The sequence below is a fragment of the Campylobacter sp. RM9333 genome (assembly GCF_020137705.1).
Lineage (GTDB): Bacteria > Campylobacterota > Campylobacteria > Campylobacterales > Campylobacteraceae > Campylobacter_E.
In genome coordinates this window covers 13,651-38,186 of record NZ_JACGAY010000001.1, presented here as the reverse complement: position 1 = coordinate 38,186, position 24,536 = coordinate 13,651, and the positions used below count along the sequence as shown (strand labels likewise).

Below are 24,536 nucleotides of genomic sequence, written 5' to 3'. Positions count from 1 at the left end.
TTTTACTCCTTTATAATCTTTGCTATTTTTACACAATCAATTGATTTTAGCGTGATTTCATCACCTTCTTTTAAAGCACTAAGTTTTATGCCTTTATTATCTTTCATAACTCTAGCATACTCTTTAATGCTTTCTAAGAATGCTTGATGAGTGCTTAAAATCTTTTGATAATTGTTTATTTTTACATATTTTTCTTTAAATTTAGGTTTAAAGCTGTTATTTAATAATATTTTTTGATTTTCTAGTTTGTCTTTTGCTAGTTTTATTTTAAAATCAATGATATTTTTACTCTTTATAAAATCATTTAAAGATTGATTTTTGTTTAAAATAGCCTTATTAAATGATTGCTTTGCTAATTTTTCATATTGATTTAGACTAAATTGCATACTTGAAATATTGCTTTTAAGCTTTGTGATATTTATCTTATTTTCATAAATATTACAAAGCCTTTCTTTATTTTCTAAGGCTTTATGAAAATTATTATTTAAAATAGTTTTTTGATTATTTAAAATTAGCTCATTTTGTTTTAAAATATTTTTTAGCTTATTTTGAAATAAAGTCTTTTTATTTAAAAGATTATTTTTATATGAATTAAATTTAAAATTCACTTCTTTTTTAGAAAATTTACTTGCTAAATATAAATAATTTTGCTCTTTTTTATCCAAATGTTTTTTAATAGTTAAGTTAAAATAATTTTGCAAATTATCTAAATCTAGCATTCTATCAAACTTATTATAAACCAAGCTTTGCATAGCCGCAGTTGGGGTTGCATAATACTTACTAGCTGCTAAATCGCTTAAATGAGTGTCTATTTCGTGTCCTAAACCTGTAATTATTGGGATTTTAGATGCTACGATTTGTCTTACTAAAGCTTCATCGTTAAAGCAAAATAAATCTTCTTTACTACCACCGCCACGAGCTATTAATATAATATCAAAATCAAATTCATTAGCCTTTTTAATACACTCAATTACTCTTTTACTAGCATTTTCTCCTTGCATTAAACTATCAAAAAACACTAATTTTATTAAATAAGCTTCGTTGTTTTCATAAACTCTTAAAATATCTTTAGCAGCAGCTGAATTAATAGCTGTAATTACTGCAATTTTTTTAATATTTTTTGGAATTTGTTTTTTATAAATATCTAAAAACAAGCCTTCATCTTTTAATTTCTTATAAAGCTCATTAAAAGCTGCTTGTAATTTACCCAATCCATCGGCTAATTCATAATCAGTGCAGTTTAATTGATACTTTCCACTAGCAGGATATATGGTAAGTTTTCCAATGGCTATTATTTTATTGCCTACTATTAAATTAGCCTTACCTTTGTTATAACTTGAAAACATAGTGCAATCAAGGCTTGATAACTCATCTTTAATAGTAAAATACCAATGCCCTGAAGTATGATTTGTAATCTTGCTAACTTCTCCTTGAATTGCGATATTTAAAAAAGTATTTTCTAAATTATTTTTAGCAAGATTATTAATTTCGCTTACACTAAAATATGTTTTTTCTAGTTTATTTGCTAACATTTTTACTCGCTATAAACAATGAACTAACTCCAAAACTATAAGTTTTGAAAAGTTTTAAATCAAAATTATGTTCTTTTAATTTATCTTTAAATTCATCATTTGAGTAAAAATCATCAATAGAATTAGGTAAATATTCATAAGCTGCTTTGTTTTTGCTTAAAATTCCACCTATTATAGGTAATATTTTTTTTAGATAAAAATCACGGAAAAATCCTATTATACCGCCCTTTTCTCTTTTGAAAAACTCCAATACTAAAAGCGTTCCATTAGGCTTTAGCACTCTTTTAAATTCTTCTAATGCTTCATCTTTTTCAACCACATTTCTAAAACCATAACTAATAGTAATTAAATCCACGCTTTCATTATCTAATGGTAAATTATTTGCATAGCCTAATTTAAAATCAATTTCTAAATGACGCTTTTTAGCCACTTCTAGCATTCCACTGCTTGGGTCAATCCCTACAACCTTTGCATTTGGAATTTTACTTAGCAAAACACACATATCGCCTGTCCCACAAGCAATATCAGCTATATTTAAATTAGAATTTAAATTAAGAAAATCTTTAACCTTACTAATCGCATCAAATCTCCATTTTGCATCGATACCAAAACTTAAAACCTTATTAGCTTTATCATAGCTTGGAGCTATTTCATTAAACATTTCTACTATTTTTTCTTGTTTTTGCATATTTATCCTAAATAATAAGTTCTAGCTATTTTACTAATTTTTCTAGCTATTTTTTTAACGCTTTTATTTTTTGCTAATTTTTCTTGAAAATCCAATTTTTTATGAGTTTTAAAAAAGCTTAAAAATTCAAGCAATATTATTAATTTTTCGCAACTTTCATTAAATCTTAATACTTTTATAGCTTCTTTTCTTAAAACTTTTGAAAAGATTTTTACAAAATTAACCTTAGCACAATTTGTGGTATAAAAATTATTTTCATCTAAAATAATACAAGATAAATTATCATAAAAATTATCATTTTTATTGATAGTTTTTATTATATTTTCTTCGTAAATAAAAGAGAATAAATTAAGAATTTCTTTTATTATCTCTTGTTTAGAATTAATACTCAAATAAAACAAATATATCCTTAAAGCAAGTCCTATGCTAATGCTTAAATCCCTTGATTTAAGCCCATAAGTTAAAAATATTTTTAATCTTTCATATTCACTAAAACTAAGTCCATCTTGAGAATTTTCATCAAATAAAGTGCAGATATAAAAATTATTAAATTGTTCTATCATCTTGCCTTGAGTGATGGCTCTTTTGTATTTTAAACTTTTGCTTTTTACTTCATTTAAGCTAAGCTCACTCGTATGATATTCTATGTCAGCTCTTGATAAATTAGCTTTTAAAAAATGTAAATTACTATCAATTATATCAAGTTTATAAAGACTATTTTCAAATAAACAAAAACTATCTTTAAGCTTTTTAAACTCTAAATTACTCTCTAAGGTAAAAAAGAGAAAGTGTTTTAAAATACTCACCTAAACTCCTTTTTTATCTTATTTTAACTTATATTATTTGCAATTTGAACAAGTAGCCAAAAACGCTGTAATTTTAATACTTTCTATAGGATTATCTAACTTAGTTTGTAAAGTTTGTTGATATTTATCAAGCCCAGCCTTAACTTTATCTAAATCAAAAACACTTTTACAATTATTACAAACCAAATGAATATGTTCGTATTCATATATATCGTATTTTGATTTATCATTAGGGATTGAAATCTCAACTACTAAACCCTCATCAATCATAGTGCTAAGATTTTTATAAACAGTAGCAAGTGAAATTGCAGGATATTCAACCTTTATTTGCTCGTATAATTCATCAATACTAGGGTGTTCGTGTTTTGATAAAACTTTTAAAATGCTTATTCTTTGCGGAGTTGCTTTTAGCTTTCTATCCTTTAAAATCTCTAAAAACTTCATATTTACCTTTACCAAATAATATTTTTTATTAAATGCGAAAGAATACTATAAATAACTTAATATTTCTAGTCATTAATTAAGTTATTTTAAATTTGTAATATTTTTGTAAGGAGAAAAAATGAAAGCGAAAATCATTTATTGTAATGCTTGAAAATATGAACCACAAGCTGCAAGGGTTGCAGATGAATTAATTGGTGAATTTCAAGGAATAGAAGTAGAATTTGAAATAGGAAGTAAAGGCGATTTTATAGTTATTTGTGATAATGAGAAAATATATTCAAAAAATGAATTAATAGGTTGTGATAGCAAAAGATTTCCACATATTAATGAGATTAATTCGCTTATTAAAGCCTATAGATAATTAAAGAATTTAATTTTAAATTCTTTAATTACAAATCAATTCTTACTAATTTATAATCAGGGTCAAACCTAAATGATAATAAATTTTCATATATTCCAAAAAGTATCATAAAGGTTACAAAAGAGCTTCCACCATAGCTAAAAAACGGCAGTGGCACTCCAACAACAGGAGCAAACCCTATAGTCATAGATACATTAACCCCAACATAAATAAATATTAATATGGATAGAGCTGATGTGAAAGTTTTAGCAAAATAATCTTTTTTAAGCTTTTTATTAAAGCTTAGCAAATGTAAAATCAGTAATAAATATAATCCTAAAAGCAAACAAGCACCTAAAAATCCGTATCTTTCAATAGTATATGCAAAAATAAAATCACTCGTGCTAATTGGTAAGAATTTAAAATGAGTTTGAGTAGCATCATCTTTGCTTTTACCATTTATTCCACCACTTCCTATTGCTATCATACTTTGTCTTACTTGATAGCTTGGTTTTTCACTTAAAAAATCGGTAATTCTTTTCTTTTGGTAATCATTTAAATTATCATAGACAATAGGAGCTATTGGCATACAAATTCCAAGCAATAATGCTCCTGTTAAAATAATTTTATGATGAATGCCCACTAAAAACAATGTAACATAGCCAACTATTAAAATAATTAAAGCAGAACCTAAATCAGGCTCACTTTTAATAAGAACAAAAGGTAAAATTATATAAAAACTAATTTTGCAAAAATCTTTAAATCTATATCCATCATCAGGTGGAGGATTATGTCTAATTAAATAAGCAAGCATTAATAAAAACGCAGGTTTAAAAATCTCACTAGGCTGAATCGTAAATCTTGTAAAAGGAATTTCAAGCCATCTAGTAGCTCCTAATTTAGTAGCCCCTAAAACATCAACTAATAATAATAAACCTATACAAAACCAGTAAAAAAAAGGAATAAGCCATTCAATTTTTTTAATGGGTAATAAAAAAAATATAAAAAAAGCAAAAAACCCTACAATCACATATATAATTTGTTTATGCGCTAAAACTTCATTCGCCTCATTCATTAATAAAAATGAAAAAATTATTATTGGAAATACGAGCAATGGCAATATAAAATCAAAGTGGGTTAAAATTTTACCATCTAGTTTTATCAATTTACAACCTTTTGCTAAATTTGTTTATGAATATGATTTAAAAAGGTTAATATTGAGTAAGATTGTAGCAAGTGAAATTGAAAGAATTGATATATATTTAGCTAAAGTTTTAGGACAAAGTCGCTCACAAATTTCTAATCTAATAAAAAATCAAAATGTATTAGTAAATAATAAAGTAATTAAAAGCTCATATAAACTAAATATAAATGATGAAATAGAGATTAATTACCCTGATATAAAAGATATAAATATTAAATATGAAGCTAATTTTGATGTAGAAATTCTGTATGAAGATGAGTATATGCTAGTAGTAAATAAGCCAAATAATGTAGCAACTCACGGCTGCTCTTCTTTAAAAGAAGCATCATTAGTAGAATGGCTACTTGAGAGAAATTATAAACTAGCTGATATTAACGGCAAAATAAGAGCAGGAATAGTGCATAGACTTGATAAAGATACTAGCGGAGTTATGCTAGTAGCTAAAAGCAATGAAGCATATTTTAGCTTGGCAAATCAGATTAAAAATAGAGAAGTAAATAGAATTTATCTAGCAGTTACAAACCACACAATAAATCAAAATCATATAGAAAAATATATAAAAAGAAATGAGAATAATAGATTAAAAATGCAATCTTTAAGCAAAGATGAATGTATTAAAAAATACGGCTTAAATGAAGATAGATGGGGCAAATGGGCTAGAACTCATTTTATAAATCTTGCAAATACAAACGATAAAGCTTTAATTTCAGCAAAATTAGAAAGCGGTAGAACTCATCAAATAAGAACCCATCTAGCAAGTGTAAATAGATATATTTTAGGAGATAGTATTTATGCTGATGAGAGCAGTAAAAATAAAGCAAATAGATTAATGCTACATTCATTTTATATAAATTACACCCACCCAATAACAAATAATTTTATGGAATTTTATTCAAGTAATTGTTTGAGTTTTAATGAAGCTATTAAAGATTTTAAAGATATAAAACTTGACTTAAATCTAGCTCATAATTTATTAAATCAATTTAGTAATAATTTGGAATAGGATATGCTTATAAATCATTATTCATACTTAGTATAATTAAATCTTTACACGAAAGGCAAAATATGAAGAAAATTATTAAAATAAGTTTATTTACAGCTTTTATTATAGGCTTTAATGCGTGCTCTAGCACAACAAGTCTTAGTGAAATTGCTCCGATTGATAATCTTACTATGGTAAATAATATAAGAACTCTTCAAGGTATGAGAGAAATAGGATTTGAGTGGGACCCTATATATGATCAAAATATAGATGGTTATAAGATTTATAGAAAAGAGCTAAATGATGAAAATGCAAAAGACAAACTAATCGCTACTATAAATGATAGATATGCAACTCATTATTCTGATAATAATTTAAATCCTGATACTAGCTATGCTTATACTTTCGTAACTTTTAATAAAGAAGGTAATTCAAAACTATCTACTATAAATGTAAAAACTATAGGAAAAATTGAACCAGTTACATTCATTCAAGCAATAGCAGGACTTCCTAATAAAATCAAAATAATTTGGAGACCGCATACTGATTCAAGAGTTGTAAAATATAATATTTATAAACAAGACGCTAATTCTGATAAATGGTATAAAGTAGCAACTATTAATAATCGCTTAAGTGCTGAATATTTAGACGAAGTTAAAGCAAATCTATATGCTAAATACAAAGTAACTGCACTAACTTATAACGGAGTTGAAAGTGATGCTAGTGCTGAAGTTGAAGCAATTAGTAAAGTTTTACCACCACAAATTGTAAATATCAATGTAACTACAAACCTACCTAAAAAAATAATTCTTACTTGGGACGCTCCTAAATATGAAGACTTTTCTCATTATAAAATATATTATTCAAAAGCATCTTTATTACCATTTTTTGAGCTAGCTACAACTACAGAAAATAGCTATGAGGATAATATAGGAGATGATGGAGTAAGCAGATATTATTATGTAACTATGATAGATAAAGACGGACTTGAGAGTGCAAAAACTGGCGTAAATGTAGTTGGAATGAGCCTTGATAAACCTAAAACTCCTGCTCTTACAGGATTTGAATTACAAAATGAAAATACACTAAAAATAAAATGGATTAGCACGGATAATCGTATAAGAACCTATAAACTTATTAAAAATTCAACAGAAGTTGCAAACGGAATACAAAATGATTATTATGTAGATACTACATATGTGCCTGGAGATGTTTATCAAATAATTGGCGTTGATGAATTTGGAATAGAATCAAAACCTAGTTCAAAATTGAGTGTTAAATAATGCCAAATTTTAAAGCAAAATATATAAAGAATTTAACCTTGCCAATTAGTGTTGGGGAGGTTGAATTTAAATTTAAAACAAAAACACAATTAGGCAAAACTTTAGTTTATACTAGTATTAATAATTCTAGTTTTTTTATAGAACTTAACGAAAAAAATAATGAATTTGTAGTAAAAATTGATAAATTAACAAAAATTACCGACTTAGCCTTAATGCAAAAAGCCTTAGAAGCATTTGAAAAAACATTTTGTGATGAAATCATATCAAAAGCATATCATTATAATAAATTTAAAGAATTAGCAAGTAATGTCATATCATCTCCTAAGGACTTTAAAGAATTAATTAATTCATTAGATAATGCTTATTTAGAGATAGGTTTTGGTTCAGGAAGACATTTGCTATATCAAGCAAAAAATAATCCTCAAAATACTTATATTGGAATAGAAATTCATAAACCTAGTCTTATTCAAGTAAGTAAATTAGCTAAAGATTTAAATAATATATATTTATTAGATTTTGATGCAAGAATAGCTATAAAAGAATTAAATAATAGTTGTTTAAATGGAATATATTTGCATTTTCCTGTGCCTTGGGACGACGCTCCTTATAGAAGAGTTGTATCAAACGAATTTAAAAACGAGTGCGAAAGAGTATTAAAAGAAAATGGATTTTTTGAATTAAGAAGCGATAGTTTAATGTATGCAGAATATACAAAAAATATTTTTTCTGATTTAGACTATGATTATTTTAAAAATAAAGACGCAAGGATAATAAGCAAATACGAAAGCCGTTGGCTTAAAATGAATAAAGATATATATGATTTTGTTTGCTATGTGAGAAATAAAAAGAATTTAAATCAAGAAATCATAAATCAAAAAATTAATTTCAAAATTAATTTTAATAAGCTTAATTTTATAAAACATATCGATGAAGATTTTTTCTTAAAAATATCAAGAATTTATGAATGTGATAATGCAAAAATCATTCAAATAGCTTATGGCGGATTTGACACACCAAGTAGCTCTTATTTATTATGTAAAGAAAATGAAGAATTTGAGTTTTTATTTCACGACTTTTGCCCAAATACTTTAAATTTAAAAGCATTTATTAAATTAAAAGAGTTTTTACAATGAAAAGCAATGCTACTTTAATAAATGCCAATAATTTAACTCTAGCCTACAATAATGAAATAGTATTGCATAATATAAATTTTAGTGCTAATGAAGGTGATTTTATATTTATCACCGGTAAAAGTGGTAGCGGGAAAACAACATTGCTTAAAAGTTTTTTTGGAGAATTTAGCGAATTTAGTGGGGATTTGCATGTTTTGTTTAAAAATATGGGAAATATTAGCAATGCTGAATTGTTAAAACTTAGAAGAAAATTAGGAATAATTTTTCAAGATTATAAGCTAATTAACGAGCTAAATGTAAGCGATAATATAGCATTACCTTTAAAAATAGCTGGCGTTAAAAATGAGCAAATCAGCAAGCATGTAGATGTGTTATTAAAATACACAAAACTTCAGCATAAAGCTAAAAAAATGCCTTTAGAATTAAGTGGCGGAGAGCAACAAAGAATAGCCCTTGCAAGAGCAATTATACACAATCCTAAAATAATAATATGTGATGAGCCAACAGGAAATCTTGATATTCATTCAGCTGATATTATTTGGCAATTACTAAACGCTGCTAGAAATACATTCAATGCTTGCATTATCGCAGTAACTCATCAAATTCCACCTAGAATTGATTTTAATTATAGGCATTTAAATATAGAAAATGGGGTTTTGAATGAATTTATTTAAAACACATATTAGTTTTATTTTTCCACTTTTTATTATATGTTTTTGTTTTCAATTTGCCTTTTTTATTGATGAATTAATAAAAGATTATGAAACCAAATTAAATAAAGATTACAGCGTAGTATTAGTAAGCGAGCTAGAAATTCAAGCAGTTGATTTAGCTAATATTGAGTATTTTTCAAGTATTAACGAATTAGACCCTAGTGAAATTCTTAATAAATTAAAAAAAGATATAACAAATGCTAATTTAAATACCTTAAAATCAAAACTTCCAAAATTTTATAATATTAGCTTTACTAAATTTATTAATGAAAACGAAATAAATCAAATCAAAAAACAACTATTAAAAATACCGAATGTTTTAAAAGTAGAAACATTCTCAAAAACACACATTAAAATATATAAACTATTAAATATTATAAAACTAATCTCTTATATATGTTTAATTTGCATAAGCATATTATCTATTGCTTTATTTATAAAACAAATAAAAATTTTTAAATACGAGCACGAAAATAGAATTTATATTCTTAATTTATTTGGGGCAAATTTCTTCCAAAGAGCTGCACCAATGCTTAAGATTGTATTTGTAGATAATATAATTTGTTTTGCTTTATTATTTGCGTTTTTTATTAATTTTAATAATATCTCTTATATAAAAGAATTTTTAGCAAAACTTGATATAGATTTACCGCAAATTGATTTTTTACCTAGCTTAATTGAAGTAAGCTCTTATTCTTTACTAGCTTCATTACTATGTATAATGATTGTAATGTTTAAGGTAAAAAGACAATGAAAAAACTTCTAATAGTTTTGTTTAGCTTAAGTTTATTTGCAAATCAAATAGAAAACAACACAAAAAAACTAGAGCAAACTCAAAATGAAAAAGAACAAATATCAAAAAAATTAGAAGATTTGGCAAGTGAAATAATTGAAGGGGAACAAAAATTAAAAGAAATAAATGAAAAAGTTAAAAAAACTTCAAATATAACGGCAGAATTACAAGAACTTGTAAATGCTCAAAATGGAGAATTAAATACATTTATTACACAAAATAAAGAGCTAATGAAAGATAAAGAGAAATTAGGTGCTAAATTAGTTGAAATAATTGCTAAGGATTTTTCGTATGATTTAATAGCACCAAAAGATTTAATTGATAGCTCAATGAGTATAGTTTCTATTGAAGTATTAAACACACTTTCTGAAGTTTTGAATAATGAGCTTTATAAAATTTCAAAAGATTATGCAAGAACGCAACAACAAATTGATTATAAGCAAAAAAAAATTAGTGAAATGAATGTAAATATTGATAATTATAAAAAACAAGCAAAAGAATTAAGCGAACTTAAAAAACGCCAAGAGAATTTAATTTCTAAACAAAAACAAGATGAAAAAATATATAAACAACGCCTAACAAATTTACAAAAACAACAAGATGAAATTAGAGCAACTTTGGCTAAATTAAAAATCATAGAAAATGAAAAATCAAATAAAAAATCAAGTCAAACTACACAAGTAAAACATTCTGATACCTTAAGTTATGATGGAAAGGTAGCAAAATATACAGGAGCAAAAACTATAGCACCTTTGGTTGATTTTAGTGTAAAACAAAAATTTGGAGATTACATAGACCCTATATATAAATTAAAAATATTTAATGAAAATGTAGTGCTACGCTCAAATACGCCTGATGCCAATGTAAGAGTAGTATTTGATGGAAAAGTAGTTTTTGCAAATGATACTGCAGTCCTTGATAAGGTTGTAATTGTTGAACACGCAAATGGAATTCATACAATATACGCTCACTTATCAAAATTTAGCAAACTTGCAAAGGTTGGAGAAGTATTAAAAAAAGGAAACATTGTTGGAAAAGTTGAAAGGGATTTAACTTTTGAAGTTACACAAAAAAACTACCACATAAATCCGTTAGAACTAATCAACAATTAAATTATAGTTATACTTTTAAGTATTTATACGCAAATAACATTAGTAATGCTAAAAATAATACAAGAAATCCTTGCATACTAAAATACAATTCATAACTAATATTATCAATATATTTTGCAATAATTCCTTCAATTCCTTGTGCAGCACCAGAACATAAAAACCAAATTCCCATAGTGCTTGAATTAAATCCACTTGGAGTTAATTTTGATACTATGCTAAGTCCTAAAACCCCTATACTTGTTTGAGAAATACCCAACATAAAATAAGTAATTAATATATATATTGGATTAATAAAATCATCTTTACTAAGCATTCCTAAAACAATAAATGAACTAGCAGCAATAATCATAGCAGCTGGTATAATTAATGCTTCATTAATTGAGCTTTTTTTACTTATAAAACTTAAAAGCATACTTGTAAAAATACTGACTAAAAACATAAAAGCTAAATACCAACTAGCTGGAATTTGATAATTTAAAATACTAAAAGAAACCTTACTTTTAATTAAAATATTTAAAGTATTAAAGCTTTGAAAAATCAGCATATAAAAAAACACAGCAGCTATTAAATAAAAAGCTAATTTTTTAAAATTATTTTTTGTTGGTATTTTTCTATAAATAAAAATATAAAAAATTATTAAAATTAAAATTGAAAAAATACTTATAATTTTACTAACCACCAAAAGTTCTTGAGTAGCTAAGAATGCAATAAATAAAAATATCAAAATAAGCATAGCTATATTATTTTTAAAAAAATCATATTTTATAGGTTCGCTAGATATATATTTTGAATTATAAAAAAATACTAAAATAGCACAAAATACACTAAAAAATGATATGAAAAATGCTAAATTATAAGAATGTAGTATTAAAAGACCAGCACTAATTTGCCCCAAAAAACATCCTATATTTACAAAAATATAAAACATACTAAATACATACTCGCTATCATTAGGATAACTTTTAGATAACAAACTTGTAATATTTGACTTGATTAATACACTACCAAAAATAATGCAAAAAAGAGATATATTTAAAAAATCAAAAGTTAAACATAAATACCCTAAAGTAAGAAAAATAATTCCTAAAATTACACATCTTTTTGCACCTAAGCAAAAATCACTTAAATATGCTCCAAATATACCAAAAGCATAAATAGCAGCACCCAAACTTGCACTTATTGCACTAGCTTCACCTTTAGAAAAAGAAAATGTATCCATTAAATAAAATACAAAAATACCTAAAAAGCCTAAAAAGGCAAATCTTTCTAGGGCTTCTATGTAACATATTGGTAATAGTGGTTTTAACTTATTTTTTGACATCGTTTTCTCCTAAAGAAAATCTTGAAGCCTAAGAAAGATTTAATTCTATTAAATTTAAAGGAGGTGGTGGATTTACCAGGACTCGAACCTGGGACCAACCGGTTATGAGCCGGTTGCTCTAACCAACTGAGCTATAAATCCTCCGTGATTAAAAGCTGTTATTATATATTTAAAAACTTAAAAATTACTTAAACAATAAAATTTTTATCTTTTTTATAGGCTTTTATTGAATATTACAAAATAACCCATAAAAACCTATAGGCATTTATAAAAAATATAAATGCCTAATCATATTACATAGCAATGAAATTCTTAGGATTAAAATACTCAAGGTTAAAGGCATTTGCCACACCTTCGTGAGTGCAGTGTCCTTTATGTGTATTTAAACCATATCTTAAACTTTCAAAACAAGTTATAGCACCAATTACTCCAAGGTTTGCTATTTTAATTCCATAAGGAGTTGTAGCGTTTAATAATGCTAAAGTAGCTGTTTTTGCAACTGCTCCTGGCATATTACCAACTGCATAATGAATTATCCCATCAACTTCATAAATAGGGTTTGTATGAGTTGTTGCACGGCTTGTCTCAAAACAACCACCTTGATCAATCGCAACATCAACTATAACAGCACCTTTTTTCATATGCTTTAAATGTTTTCTAGATAATAATTTAGGAGTTTTTGCTCCTGGAACTAAAGCTGCTCCAATTACTACATCAGCATCTTTTATACTATCTAATATATTTGAAATATTACTATATAAAGTAGTAATCTTACCATTAAATACATGGTCAATATAATCTAGTCTATTAGCATCACGACCTAAAATTACAACTTCTGCTCCCATACCAAAAGCAAGTTGAGCAGCATTAAGCCCTACCATACCACTACCTAAAATTACAACTTTTCCTTTTTTAACACCAGTTAGACCACTAAGCAGCATTCCATTACCGCCATAAGTTTTTTCCAAATACTTACAACCTTGAATTACCGCTAAACGACCAGCAATAGCACTCATAGGAGCTAAACAAGGAAGATTTTTACCTTCTTGAATCGTCTCATAAGCAAATGCTGATATTTCTTTATCTATTAACATTTTTGTAAGTTTTTCATCTGCTGCTAAATGTAAATATGTATATAAAATCTGTCCTTTTTTAAAATACTTATATTCACTTTCAATTGGTTCTTTTACTTTAATAATCATTCCAGCTTTTTCAAAAATTTCTTCTTTAGTTAAAATCTTTGCTCCGGCTTTTATATATTCTTCATCACTTATATCAATACCAGCACCGGCTTTACTTTCTACTAAAACTTCATGTCCATGATTTATATATTCAATAACATCTAAAGGCGTTAAGCCAACTCTATATTCTTGGTCTTTAATTTCTTTTAAACAACCTATAATCATTTATACTCCTTTTGTGATAAAGGAGTATGATATAAAAAAAATAAAAACTTCAAAAGATTTTTTTGAAAAAATTATAAAAAGTGTTACGAATTTACAAGTTATATGTTTTCTAGCATATGAACTATTACAATTTTAAACGCCAAAAATAAAAGTAGCAAGCTTCCTATTGGTTGTAAAATTTTTTTATTAACTTTCATTTTACTTATAAATAAACTAGAAAAGCACATAAAAAATGTAATTAAAGCTATTAATAAAGAAGAAATAAATAAATTATATTCCAAAGAAAATATCATAAGTCCTGCACCTAGTGCATCAATACTAGTCGCTATGCTAAGCAAAAATAATGAACCATAACTTATATTAATATTCTCATTTTCATTATCTAAGAATTCCTTAAATAATTTATATGCTAAAAATACAAAAATTGCAAAAATCACATAATGGTCAATTGCTTGAATTAACTTCATATACCTTACATTTAATAAATAAGTTACATAATATCCTAAAATAGGCATTAAAACTTGAAAACAAGCAGATAATGCACTAAAAACCAATAACTTTTTTAAAGATTGTTTTTGTAGCACTAAGCAAATACTTAATGCTACAAAAAATGCGTCAATTGCTAAAGAGAAAGCTAAAATAACAATATCAATTATCATCAAATAAGCCATTCTCTTCTTCTAAATTTTCTTCTTCGTCTTCTTCCTTAGGGCATTTTGCAATGCTTACAACCTCATCGCTACCAACATTTACAACAATTACTCCGCTTGTATTTCTACCAGCTTTTCTAATGCTTTGCATATCAGTTCTAATCATCTTGCCACTACTTGTAAGCGCCATTAAATCCATAGTATCATCAACAATTACAATGCCTACTAAATCTTTTGTCTTTTGAGTAAGTTTCATACAAATTACGCCCTTACCACCACGACTTTGTAAGCGATATTCTCCTGCATCAGTTCTTTTTGCGATACCTTTTTGGCTAACACTTAAAATTTCTTGCTCATTACTTTCAATAACCACTGCACCTATTACATAATCTTGCTCTTCTTTAAAGCGAATAGCAGTTACCCCACGAGCTACACGACCAATTTGACGAACTTTTGTAAGTGGGAATTTAATACACATACCCTTTTTAGTAGCTACAAAAATCATAGTTCCACTAATTTGCTCTTCTTGATTATCTTGGTTTTCATCTAAAGAATTTTCTTCTTCAACAATTTGAATATTATCATCTTCAATAATTTCACTATTTTCATCAACCAAATCAATATTTTCACTATCATCATTTTGTGCTATTAAAACACTTACTAATTCATCGTTTTCATCAAGATTAATAGCTCTTACACCAACTGAACGGATATTGCTATATTCACTTAAATTCGTGCGTTTAATAAGACCATTTTTAGTAAAGAATGCAAGTGATTTTGTCTTAGCAAAATCAGTTGTTGGAATTATTGCCATAATTTTTTCATCTGGTAAAAGATTGATTAGATTTACAACAGCTTTTCCTTTAGCAGTTCTGCTACCTTCAGGAATTTTATAAACTTTTAACCAATATAGTTGTCCTTTATTAGTAACAAACATTAGCGTATCGTGAGAATTTGCAGTAAAGAAACTCTCTATAAAATCATCATCATAAGTAGTTACTGCGACTTTACCTTTACCACCACGCTTTTGTTTTTCATATGATTTTGTAGGAACTCTTTTAATATATCCACGATGAGTAATTGTAATTACCATTGGCTCATTTGGTATTAAATCTTCTACATCAATTTCATCATAATCATCTACTATTTCAGTAATTCTTGGAACTTTAAATTTATTTTTAATTTCTAATAATTCATCGTGAATTATTTCTTCTATTTTTTCTTCACTTTTTAAGATTGCATTTAGTTCTTCAATTTTTGCTAAAAGTTCTCTTAATTCATCTTCTAATTTATCTCTTTCAAGTCCTGTAAGACGGCTAAGTCTCATTTCTAAAATAGCATTAGCTTGTAATTCAGTTAAGCTAAATTTTTCTACTAAAGCATCTCTTGCACTTGCAGTATCTGCACTTGATTTAATTAATGCAATTACTTCATCTATATTATCTAGTGCAATTTTAAGACCTTCTAAGATATGCGCTCTTGCTTTTGCTTTTTCAAGTTCAAAAATAGTTCTTCTAATAATTACGGTTTTTCTATGATTTAAGAATAAATCTAATAGCTCAATTAAAGAAAATACCTTAGGTTCTTTATTATGAATTGCTAACATTATCACACCAAATGTTGTCTCCATTGTGGTGCTTTTAAATAAATTATTTAGCACAATTTCACTCATAGCATCACGCTTAAGCTCAATTACAAGGCGAATTCCATCTCTATCACTCTCATCTCTTGTCTCGCTTATACCTTCTATTTGCTTTTCTTTTACAAGCTCTGCAATTTGCTCGTGAAGTCTTGCTTTATTTACTTGATAAGGCAACTCATCAATTACTATTAGCTCTTTATTTCCTTTTTGTTCTATATGAGTTTTTGCTCTTACTTTAATTCTACCGCGACCTGTTTTATAAGCTTCTATAATGCCTTTTTTACCAAAAATTATCCCACCAGTTGGAAAATCAGGACCTTTTATAAACTGCATTATTTCTTCTAAACTAGCGTTTTTATTCTCAAGTAAATATAAAAGTCCATCTACTAATTCATCTAAACTATGTGGTGGAATATTAGTTGCCATACCAACAGCAATACCACTTGAGCCGTTTAATAATAAATTAGGCACTCTTGAAGGTAAAACATCAGGCTCACTCATACTATCATCATAGTTTGGAACAAAATCAACGGTGTCTTTATCTAAATCTTTTAACAATTCTTCAGCCAAAATTGTCATTCTAGCTTCAGTATAACGCATAGCTGCAGCACCATCTCCATCAACTGAACCAAAGTTTCCTTGACCATCAATACTTGGGTATCTCATTGAAAAGCTTTGTGCCATTCTTACTAAAGCATCATAAACAGCAGTATCTCCGTGCGGATGGTATTTACCGATTACATCACCCACTATACGAGCTGATTTTTTATAAGCACTTTTTGAACCTACTCCTAAATCATTCATTGCATAAAGAATTCTTCTATGAACCGGCTTTAATCCATCTCTTGCATCAGGTAAGGCACGGCCTATAATTACTGACATAGAATAATCAAGATAGCTTGTTTTTATACTATCTTCAATATCTACAATAGTAATTTCACTATTATCAAATAAATTCATTGTTTTCCTTTAAGTAAAGATTTTTTTATACTAGCAAACTAAACTTTCGCATCGGCTAATACGACCGCAAAAAGAACCTTAATTTTAGCTTTTTTAAGCACTAAATTCGCTTGTTTTAAAGACTCACCTGAAGTGATAATATCATCTACTAAAATTACAGGTAAATCCAAGGTCTTTTGCAATTCATATTTTCTTTTATTTTTCTTTCTAAACAAAAGACTTTTACCTTTATAAATAATCTTATTTTTTGCTTTAATTGCGTTATATAATGGAATAATATTTTTTGATTTCATATTTTTAATAAGTATTGCCGTATGAGAATACCCGCTAGAGCAATCATCATCTAAGCCTAGAGCATAAGCTAATTCATTATCAAAATGAAATCTTTTATAAGAATAAGATGCGAGTTTATTTAACATAAAATATCCACTAATAAAATGCTTGTGATTTAATAATTTTTTAATTTTAGAATATTTATAAAAGCTAATTACTTCTAAACCATCATCCAAAATTCTTCTTTTACATTCAAGTAATTTAAATTCTTTTTCACAAGTTTTACAAAAAATCTTAAATGTAGGCTTAGAGCAATTATAACATAGCATAAAGATTTTATTCTTTATCTTTTAGACGCTTTTTAACCGATTTTACCTTATATTTTAGATTATCATTTCTACTTTTGTGAATGTCAAATTTGGCTACTAAATAAACTCTATCTTTATTAATTAATTTATTTGCTTTATTTAAAATTTTTAAAGCACTTTTTAAATCATCAGTTTCTACGCTAGTTCCCATTGCACCTAATTTGTGTTTTATATTTTTCTTTCTTAAATACTCAATAATTGGTGCTATTTCTTCACTTTTACTATCATCGCTCATAGAAAAAATACAAAAATCCATTGTAACACTCATTTTTTCTCCTTTAAATAAATTTAATTATTTCTTCATTACTTGCTCTAGTAGTTTTAAAATCATTTACATTATCGCTACTTTTTTTACCTATTGCAATGCCACATATAATTTTGCCTTCAACCCCATTTTCTCTAATAGTATCGCAATATTCAGCAATACTACCTAAAACACAAGTGCTAAATCCTAAATATGTAGCCGCATTTAAAAAATTAGCTAGAAAAATACCACAATCTAACAAAGAGCCTTCGTTTAAACCATTATCAATATGTAAAATTGCTAGATTTTTAGCATTAAAGAATTTAAAATTCTTATGCCATTGCTCTAACCTTTTTTCTTTCTCATCTCGCTTTATATTAAGTGCTTCATAAAGCCTAATTCCTGTCTGAAATCTTCTGCTCTTATAAGGTTCAAACCAAATATCAGGATATAATTTTATATCTTGACTTTTTAAATTATTTTTTACAGCATTTAATAAATCATCACTTAATTTAGCAAGGCTTTTACCACTAAAAAAGCTTAGTTTTGCTGGTTGCATATTTGTTGCACTAGGGCTTAATTTTGCAAGTTCTACTATATTAATTAATTCATCTTTACTTAATTCATAGTCAATAAAATCTCTACAAGAAAATCTATTATCCAAACATTCCTTAAAAGTCATAAAATCTCCTTAAAACAAGCATAATCGCAAAATATTCTAAAATAAAAGCAGAAATTATATTAATAATCTTTAGCACTTTTATACTAAATAAATTTGTATATTTATATACAAAAAACGAAAGCGAAAATATCCAAATAAGTATGCTAACGCTAAGTCCTAAAAATAAATATATAGGATTTTGTTTAGTGCTTAGCATAGTTGCAACGCTAAGCCAAAATGTGATTACATAAGGATTTGCTAGATTTAGTAAAAATCCTTTAATAAAATTACTAAATATATTTGTATTTTCTAAATTCTTATGAAGATTTATATCTTTTACTGGCTTTAGCATTAAAAATGCTAAATAACTTAAAAATATAAAGCCAAAAATACTTAAAATATTTAAAAATAAATTGTTTTTAATAAATTCTAAAACGCTAAAGCTTAATAATGATAAATAAAGCAAATCAGCAACAAAAGCACCAAAACCTAAAGAAAAAGCATTCTTAAAAGATTTTAGTGCATAACTTAAAATTAGAATATTAACAGGACCAAAAGGAACGCAAACTCCAAGTCCTAATAATATCCCATCAAATAAATCATTCATCTGCTAAACTAAGTCCTACTTTTCCATCTTTAATTTCACTAACTATTACTTCTAGCGTTTCGCCCTCATTAAAGCTTTTACCCTTGATTTTATTAGAATGTAATAATCCATCAATGCCGTCTTGTAAGGTTACAAATACTCCAAAATTAGCTACTTTTTTAACAACGCCACTAAATCTAGTTCCTATTTCAAATTCTACTTTAGGAGCTTGTTTTTTGCCTTTAGATTTTGGTTTTAACACTTCATTTAATATATATTCTTTAGCTTCTTTTACTAATTTTCCACTAATTTTTACTTCATTTTTATCTCTATCTAAATCTATGCTAACGCCAAATTTATCTATGATTTCTTTAATAGTTTTACCACCTTGACCAATAATTTCTGGAATATCATTAGCACTTACGCTAAATATTTCTAATTTAGGTAAAATTTCTTCATTAATAACAATTTTAGAATTTGCTTCTTCCATTAAATTAAGAATATGAATTCTTCCTTTTCTAGCAGCTTCTAAAGCTTGGGTTAATATTTCAGTGCTAACCCCACCTAATTTTATATCCATTTGCATAGCAGTTATTCCATCAACACTACCTGCTACTTTAAAATCCATATCCCCATCGTGATCTTCTAAGCCCATAATATCAGTTAATACAGCATATTCATTATCTTCAATTATAAGTCCCATAGCAACTCCAGCTACTAGTTTTTTACTAGGCACTGCTGCAGCACGAAGAGCTAATGAGCCACCGCAAACACTAGCCATTGAGCTACTTCCATTACTTTCTAATATTTCTGAAACTATTCTAATAGTGTGAGCATAATCTTTACTAACTGAAGAACTTAAAGCTCTTTTTGCTAGATTTCCGTGTCCTAATTCTCTTCTTGAAGGTGCTTTTAAAGGACTTGCTTCGCCTACACAAAAACCAGGAAAATTATAATTAAACATAAATCTTTCATAGGTAGTTGATTTATTATTTAATAATTCAATTGCTTGAGCATCATTGTCGCTACCTAAAGTGCAAACCACTAATGCTTGAGTTTGACCCCTTGTAAATAAACAAGAGCCGTGCGCATTTGGTAAAATATTAGTCAATATACTAATAGGACGAACCTCATCTAAAGCTCTCCCATCAGCTCTTCTTTTTTCTTTTAAGATTTGCTTTCTTACTATGTATTTTTTAATACGATTTAATTCATAATCAAGTTCAGCTTCACTCCAATTATTATTTATAAATTCTTCATCTAAAACAACTTTTTTTGCAATAGCTTTAAGCTCACTTGCCCTTTCGCTTTTAGCCATTTTATTAATTGCAAATTTTATATCTTCTAAATAGTTTTTTTCTAAATATTCATATACTGCTAGATTTTCGCTATCAGCTTTATAGTTAAACTCATAAGATTTTTTATATTCTTTAAAAGTATTATAAAAATCATTACTTATATTTAAAATACTACCTTTTGCAAATTCTAAAGCTTGTAATAACTCACTCTCACTCATCTCATTCATTGAATTATTAGTCTCATTTGCTTTCATTTCTATCATTAATAATTCATCTTTAAGACCACTTACAAACAAATCAAGACTTGAAAGTTCTAAAGAATTTAAATCAGGATTTAGAACAAAACCATTTTCATCCTTAGCAACCCTAACCCCAACTGCTGGATATACAATTTCAATATCACTTAAAAATAAAGCCGCACTTGCTGCATAAAGTGCAAGTGGCTGAATATCAACATTTTCTTCAACCGAAAGAAGCATAACAACGATATGAGTTGGGTGTAAATAGCCCTTAGGAAATAATGGGCGTAATGTTCTATCAATTATTCTTGAAGTTAAAGTCTCATAATCACTTGGTTTTGTTTCTCTTTTCACAAAACCGCCTGGAATTTTACCTGCTGCATAAGTTTTTTCTACATAACTAACGGTTAATGGTAAAAAATCTTCACTAACACACTCATCTTCTCTAGCAACACTTGCTAACATAACCGTTTTACCACAAGTCATTAAAACACTTGCATTTGCTTGTTTGGCAACTAAATCAAGTTCAAATACTAATTCTTTATCGTTAATCTTAATTATTTTTTTCATTTATCTCCTTTTGATATGGCAAATAATAATTGCTCGTTTCTAAAATCTCACACGCATATTCACTTGATATTTCAAGTGGTTGCTTGTAGTAATAATCTTTATCTATAAAATGTTCTATTTTTTCTAAATAATAAACTTTATCAAATAAATCATTATAATAATTATAAGCATCAGCAGCTACTAAAGCACTTGCATATTTTATACTTCTAACGCCTAAACCCAATAAACTTTTATGACATACATTAATAGTTAAACCGCTGTTTGAACCTTGGTCTAACAATAAAATATCCTTACCTTTAAGATTGCTAAGTGGTAAAGACTTTCTATATTTTGCAATTTTACCCATAATTGATTCATCATAAAGCACAGTACTCATTGATAAAATATATTCTTGAGTTATGGAAAAAGCTTCAATTAATTCTTGAATACATACTATATCTCTTGTTTCACTAATTTTTGCTATCTGACATTCATTATTTGGGGCATATATGCCTTTGTTAAAAAGCATATCATAATATAAATTAAGTTCACTTGCAATAGTCTCAATAAAAGGAATATTTTTAATACTATTTCCTATAATTATATGCCCTTCTAATTCTTTATATTGCAATAATTTTTCACTAAATTTATTAGCAGCTTGTAAAGGATTGTCAAAAATCATAAGTATCATCACCTCTTAAAGCAAAATTATATCTTACACCGCCTATTGGATAAAGATTGAATTTCAAATAAACCCCCCTATCTCTTACAGATTTTACACCCATTTGAGTAAGTTTAGCTGTTGTGCTTTCTTTAAATTCTAAAGAATAATTTATACATCTTTTTTTATGAGTAAAACCTATACTATAGTTTTCAAATTTCTTGCTATTTAAATTAAACCAAGCTTGAGAATATATTATATTATAAGGCATAAATTCATATTGAAATTTACTAGTTAAAAATCTATCATAAGGCTTATTTTTCACAAGAAGCTCATCAATTTTATTATAATAAAATCCAGAACTTATTTTAAATGGCTGGGTTGTATATACGCCTTCTATAAAAAATCTATCAATATTAGAATTTTTAAACGAATACTCCGTAGTATTATTAATATTAAAATTATTATTAAAATAATACTTAAGCTGATTGCTTAAAATATTAAACTTAGAATCTTCTGTCCTAAGCGTTAAAGAATGCTTAAGTTTTTTATCATTATCGCTAAAAATTATTTGAGATAACTCAATATTAAAGGTTAAATCATCATAAGTATTTGGTATGAAAAATTCATTTTCTATTTCTTTTGAACCAGTCCTAAGACTAGCACCAAAACCAAAATTAATATTATGCAATATATAATCATACTTTCTAAATAAATTAGTATATATAAAAGCACTATGAGTAGAATTAAAATTATAATCGTCTCTTCTACTATATTTATTATAAAAGTTAAGTCCTAATTCAAATTCTTCATTTAAAACAAAGTTAATATAATCATTAAATAAGCTTTTATTAAACTCAATTGGAACATAAAAATGAAATCTATTTAATGTGCTACCTTCTCTTCTATAAAAATTGCTATATGAAAAATCTGCTTTATAGTTAATATGATTATCAAATAAAGTATCATAAAATCTATGATAATGTAGATTTGGAATTTCTTGTAAAGTATAATCTTGATTAATACTTGAAGTGTCTTGATAATATTTAGCATATAAACCGAAATAATCTTTATTATCTGTATAAAAATAATTAAATTTTGAAGTTATTATGGCTTCATCATTATTATCTAAAAAACTAGATAAATTCAAATAATCAATATCACTAATTCTTAAAAAGTCTAAATATAATCCTTCTTGATTTTTGTTATTTGTATTAAAGATTTTATCTCTTTCATAGTGCATATTAAATCCATAATGCTCGCCAAATTTCAATTCTTCTTTATTAAAATAACTATTAAATTCTTTAAAATACCCAACTCCTATATTTCCTTTAGAATAAGGGCTATCAACAAAACGAAAATTAGAATAAATTCCATAACCCCTATTTGTTCTAATTTGTGGTCTTAATTCTAAATCCATTCTATGATTAATCGCCCAAAAAAATGGTTGCTCATAATGAATAGCTTCTTTGCTTTTTATTGATAATTTAGGAACCAAAAAACCAGTTTTTCTACTATCATCTGTATTAATAGCAAAATATGGCATATAAAAAATTGGTATATTTTTAAATCTTAAAACCATACCTTTTAATACTAAATCTTGAGTTTTAGTATTATAAATACCTTCCTTAAAATCAATACTCCATTCAGGATTTGCAACATCACAAGAACTAACACTTGCATTTTTTACAATAAAATCACCATTTATATAAGAACTATTCTTACTTTTTAACCATACTTCAATAAAAGAATCGCTTATAAAAAAATTATCAAAATTTGCACAAGAATTACCTAAATTAATTTTTGCATAATTTGATATAGTAGTTTGATTATTGTTTATTAAAAATACATCTCCAAATAATTCTAACTCTTTTGTATCTTGATTATATTTACCACCATTTGCTCTTGCAAAATAATTTTCTTTAAACAACAATATATCTTTATTTGAGATTATGTAATTATCTTTTTTTATAAACTCATCTGATTGAATTTCAATTTGATTTGAATAAAGTAAGCCAATAAGCAATATCAAATAAGATATTTTTTTAATCAACTTTAATCACCATAGATTTGCTAGCAATATCAGCAAAATTTCTTCTTGTCTTATTAAAGAATATAGATACAAACAATACCCCATTTATAAAAAATTCACAAAATACAAACACTAAAGCCCTATTTAAAGATTCTGTAAAATTAGGAGTATCAAAATGTTCGCAATTTACAATTTTTGTCTTTGTAATCATATTGCCAAAAGTTGCACCATACATATAAAAAAATATAAGAACATAAAAGAATTTAATAATAAAATATGCTTTTACATAGCGAAATAATAATATATTTAAATTGATATAATCTTCGTTATTTATTAAGGTTCTTATTTTAATTATTTCTTCATCGTTTATAAAATATATCATTAAAATAAAGATAAGAATATAGCAAATTATAAAATCAGCCACAAAAGCAATAAACCTAGCAACAATATCGGCTAGTTGTTTATCTTCTTTTTCAAGCTTTTCTAATATTTTATCATCCATTTAAAACCCTAAACATAAATCCCCAAACAAGCGTTAAATTTCAAGGTCTTGTAACCTAAAAAATAGTGGAAGAAAAGCATTAAAGGCTGCAATTCACAATTACTTGCATCACAG

The 24,536-nt window shown here is 26.5% G+C and carries 23 protein-coding genes, 1 tRNA gene and 1 pseudogene; 7 read left to right on the top strand and 18 right to left on the bottom strand.

Annotated features, from left to right (window positions below; translation table 11 throughout):
- Positions 1-2: 2 nt before the first annotated feature.
- From xseA to AVBRAN9333_RS00190, 4 genes are read right to left on the bottom strand one after another with little or no spacing between them, the layout of a single operon-like run.
- On the bottom strand, positions 3-1,532 hold the full coding sequence (gene xseA / locus AVBRAN9333_RS00205) for an exodeoxyribonuclease VII large subunit (RefSeq protein WP_336609219.1): 1,530 nt from the start codon (positions 1,530-1,532) through the stop codon (positions 3-5).
- On the bottom strand, positions 1,519-2,220 hold the full coding sequence (ubiE, locus tag AVBRAN9333_RS00200) for a bifunctional demethylmenaquinone methyltransferase/2-methoxy-6-polyprenyl-1,4-benzoquinol methylase UbiE (protein ID WP_214116559.1): 702 nt from the start codon (positions 2,218-2,220) through the stop codon (positions 1,519-1,521). Before ubiE ends, xseA begins: the two co-directional genes overlap by 14 nt.
- Positions 2,221-2,222: 2 nt before the next feature.
- The gene (locus AVBRAN9333_RS00195; protein WP_214116557.1) at positions 2,223-3,026 is read right to left on the bottom strand and encodes a hypothetical protein; all 804 of its coding nucleotides are present in this window, start codon (positions 3,024-3,026) and stop codon (positions 2,223-2,225) included.
- A 33-nt stretch (positions 3,027-3,059) separates the two neighbouring features.
- The gene (locus AVBRAN9333_RS00190; RefSeq protein WP_214116554.1) at positions 3,060-3,470 is read right to left on the bottom strand and encodes a Fur family transcriptional regulator; all 411 of its coding nucleotides are present in this window, start codon (positions 3,468-3,470) and stop codon (positions 3,060-3,062) included.
- 163 nt (positions 3,471-3,633) lie between these two features.
- Here AVBRAN9333_RS00190 and AVBRAN9333_RS00185 point away from each other — a divergent pair.
- Positions 3,634-3,831: pseudogene (locus tag AVBRAN9333_RS00185) on the top strand (Rdx family protein); the annotation flags it as partial.
- Positions 3,832-3,859: 28 nt separating this feature from the next.
- Here AVBRAN9333_RS00185 and AVBRAN9333_RS00180 read toward each other — a convergent pair.
- Positions 3,860-4,975, bottom strand: a complete 1,116-nt coding sequence (locus AVBRAN9333_RS00180; RefSeq protein WP_214116552.1) for an FtsW/RodA/SpoVE family cell cycle protein — start codon at positions 4,973-4,975, stop codon at positions 3,860-3,862.
- Between the two features lie 52 nt (positions 4,976-5,027).
- Between AVBRAN9333_RS00180 and AVBRAN9333_RS00175 the strand changes: the two genes are divergently transcribed.
- The 6 genes from AVBRAN9333_RS00175 to AVBRAN9333_RS00150 all read left to right on the top strand — a co-directional run bounded on the left by AVBRAN9333_RS00175 (position 5,028) and on the right by AVBRAN9333_RS00150 (position 11,030).
- Positions 5,028-6,017 (top strand): RluA family pseudouridine synthase, encoded by a 990-nt coding sequence (locus AVBRAN9333_RS00175; protein WP_214120132.1) that lies wholly within the window; start codon positions 5,028-5,030, stop codon positions 6,015-6,017.
- A gap of 62 nt (positions 6,018-6,079) precedes the next feature.
- The gene (locus AVBRAN9333_RS00170) at positions 6,080-7,279 is read left to right on the top strand and encodes a fibronectin type III domain-containing protein (RefSeq protein WP_214120131.1); all 1,200 of its coding nucleotides are present in this window, start codon (positions 6,080-6,082) and stop codon (positions 7,277-7,279) included.
- Positions 7,279-8,412: a tRNA (guanosine(46)-N7)-methyltransferase TrmB gene (trmB, locus tag AVBRAN9333_RS00165; protein WP_336609218.1), complete on the top strand. Its 1,134-nt coding sequence runs from the start codon at positions 7,279-7,281 to the stop codon at positions 8,410-8,412. Before AVBRAN9333_RS00170 ends, trmB begins: the two co-directional genes overlap by 1 nt.
- Positions 8,409-9,086, top strand: coding sequence for a cell division ATP-binding protein FtsE (locus AVBRAN9333_RS00160; protein ID WP_214120129.1), 678 nt, complete (start codon positions 8,409-8,411; stop codon positions 9,084-9,086). Before trmB ends, AVBRAN9333_RS00160 begins: the two co-directional genes overlap by 4 nt.
- On the top strand, positions 9,073-9,879 hold the full coding sequence (locus AVBRAN9333_RS00155) for an ABC transporter permease (RefSeq protein WP_214116540.1): 807 nt from the start codon (positions 9,073-9,075) through the stop codon (positions 9,877-9,879). Before AVBRAN9333_RS00160 ends, AVBRAN9333_RS00155 begins: the two co-directional genes overlap by 14 nt.
- Complete coding sequence (locus tag AVBRAN9333_RS00150) at positions 9,876-11,030, top strand: murein hydrolase activator EnvC family protein (protein ID WP_214116538.1); 1,155 nt, start codon at positions 9,876-9,878, stop codon at positions 11,028-11,030. The genes AVBRAN9333_RS00155 and AVBRAN9333_RS00150 overlap by 4 nt, the downstream gene beginning before the upstream one ends.
- Before the next feature lie 7 nt (positions 11,031-11,037).
- On the opposite strand, the gene AVBRAN9333_RS00145 is transcribed toward AVBRAN9333_RS00150, so the two are convergent.
- The 13 genes from AVBRAN9333_RS00145 to AVBRAN9333_RS00085 form a co-directional block, all read right to left on the bottom strand.
- Complete coding sequence (locus AVBRAN9333_RS00145) at positions 11,038-12,351, bottom strand: oligopeptide:H+ symporter (protein ID WP_336609217.1); 1,314 nt, start codon at positions 12,349-12,351, stop codon at positions 11,038-11,040.
- Positions 12,352-12,415: 64 nt separating this feature from the next.
- Positions 12,416-12,492, bottom strand: a tRNA-Ile gene (locus AVBRAN9333_RS00140).
- A 152-nt stretch (positions 12,493-12,644) separates the two neighbouring features.
- A complete protein-coding gene (gene ald, locus AVBRAN9333_RS00135; RefSeq protein ID WP_214116534.1) occupies positions 12,645-13,757 on the bottom strand; it encodes an alanine dehydrogenase in 1,113 nt (370 codons plus the stop codon).
- 98 nt (positions 13,758-13,855) lie between these two features.
- Entirely contained in the window at positions 13,856-14,428 is a 573-nt protein-coding gene (locus AVBRAN9333_RS00130; protein ID WP_214120127.1) for a manganese efflux pump MntP, read from the bottom strand.
- Entirely contained in the window at positions 14,406-17,009 is a 2,604-nt protein-coding gene (gene gyrA, locus AVBRAN9333_RS00125; protein ID WP_336609216.1) for a DNA gyrase subunit A, read from the bottom strand. Before gyrA ends, AVBRAN9333_RS00130 begins: the two co-directional genes overlap by 23 nt.
- A 38-nt stretch (positions 17,010-17,047) precedes the next feature.
- A complete protein-coding gene (locus tag AVBRAN9333_RS00120; RefSeq protein ID WP_336609215.1) occupies positions 17,048-17,611 on the bottom strand; it encodes a ComF family protein in 564 nt (187 codons plus the stop codon).
- A gap of 7 nt (positions 17,612-17,618) precedes the next feature.
- Entirely contained in the window at positions 17,619-17,918 is a 300-nt protein-coding gene (locus tag AVBRAN9333_RS00115; protein WP_214116528.1) for a thiamine-binding protein, read from the bottom strand.
- A 10-nt stretch (positions 17,919-17,928) separates the two neighbouring features.
- Positions 17,929-18,576 carry a nitroreductase family protein gene (locus tag AVBRAN9333_RS00110; RefSeq protein WP_239802770.1) on the bottom strand — a complete coding sequence of 216 codons (648 nt, stop codon included), beginning with the start codon at positions 18,574-18,576 and terminating at the stop codon, positions 17,929-17,931.
- The gene (locus AVBRAN9333_RS00105) at positions 18,566-19,162 is read right to left on the bottom strand and encodes a LysE family transporter (RefSeq protein WP_336609214.1); all 597 of its coding nucleotides are present in this window, start codon (positions 19,160-19,162) and stop codon (positions 18,566-18,568) included. Before AVBRAN9333_RS00105 ends, AVBRAN9333_RS00110 begins: the two co-directional genes overlap by 11 nt.
- Entirely contained in the window at positions 19,155-21,248 is a 2,094-nt protein-coding gene (locus AVBRAN9333_RS00100) for a polyribonucleotide nucleotidyltransferase (RefSeq protein WP_336609213.1), read from the bottom strand. The genes AVBRAN9333_RS00105 and AVBRAN9333_RS00100 overlap by 8 nt, the downstream gene beginning before the upstream one ends.
- Positions 21,232-21,918 (bottom strand): sodium:proton antiporter, encoded by a 687-nt coding sequence (locus AVBRAN9333_RS00095; protein ID WP_336609212.1) that lies wholly within the window; start codon positions 21,916-21,918, stop codon positions 21,232-21,234. Before AVBRAN9333_RS00095 ends, AVBRAN9333_RS00100 begins: the two co-directional genes overlap by 17 nt.
- Positions 21,899-23,941 carry an LPS-assembly protein LptD gene (locus AVBRAN9333_RS00090; RefSeq protein ID WP_336609211.1) on the bottom strand — a complete coding sequence of 681 codons (2,043 nt, stop codon included), beginning with the start codon at positions 23,939-23,941 and terminating at the stop codon, positions 21,899-21,901. The genes AVBRAN9333_RS00095 and AVBRAN9333_RS00090 overlap by 20 nt, the downstream gene beginning before the upstream one ends.
- On the bottom strand, positions 23,934-24,422 hold the full coding sequence (locus AVBRAN9333_RS00085; RefSeq protein WP_214116509.1) for an RDD family protein: 489 nt from the start codon (positions 24,420-24,422) through the stop codon (positions 23,934-23,936). The genes AVBRAN9333_RS00090 and AVBRAN9333_RS00085 overlap by 8 nt, the downstream gene beginning before the upstream one ends.
- Positions 24,423-24,536: the final 114 nt, after the last annotated feature.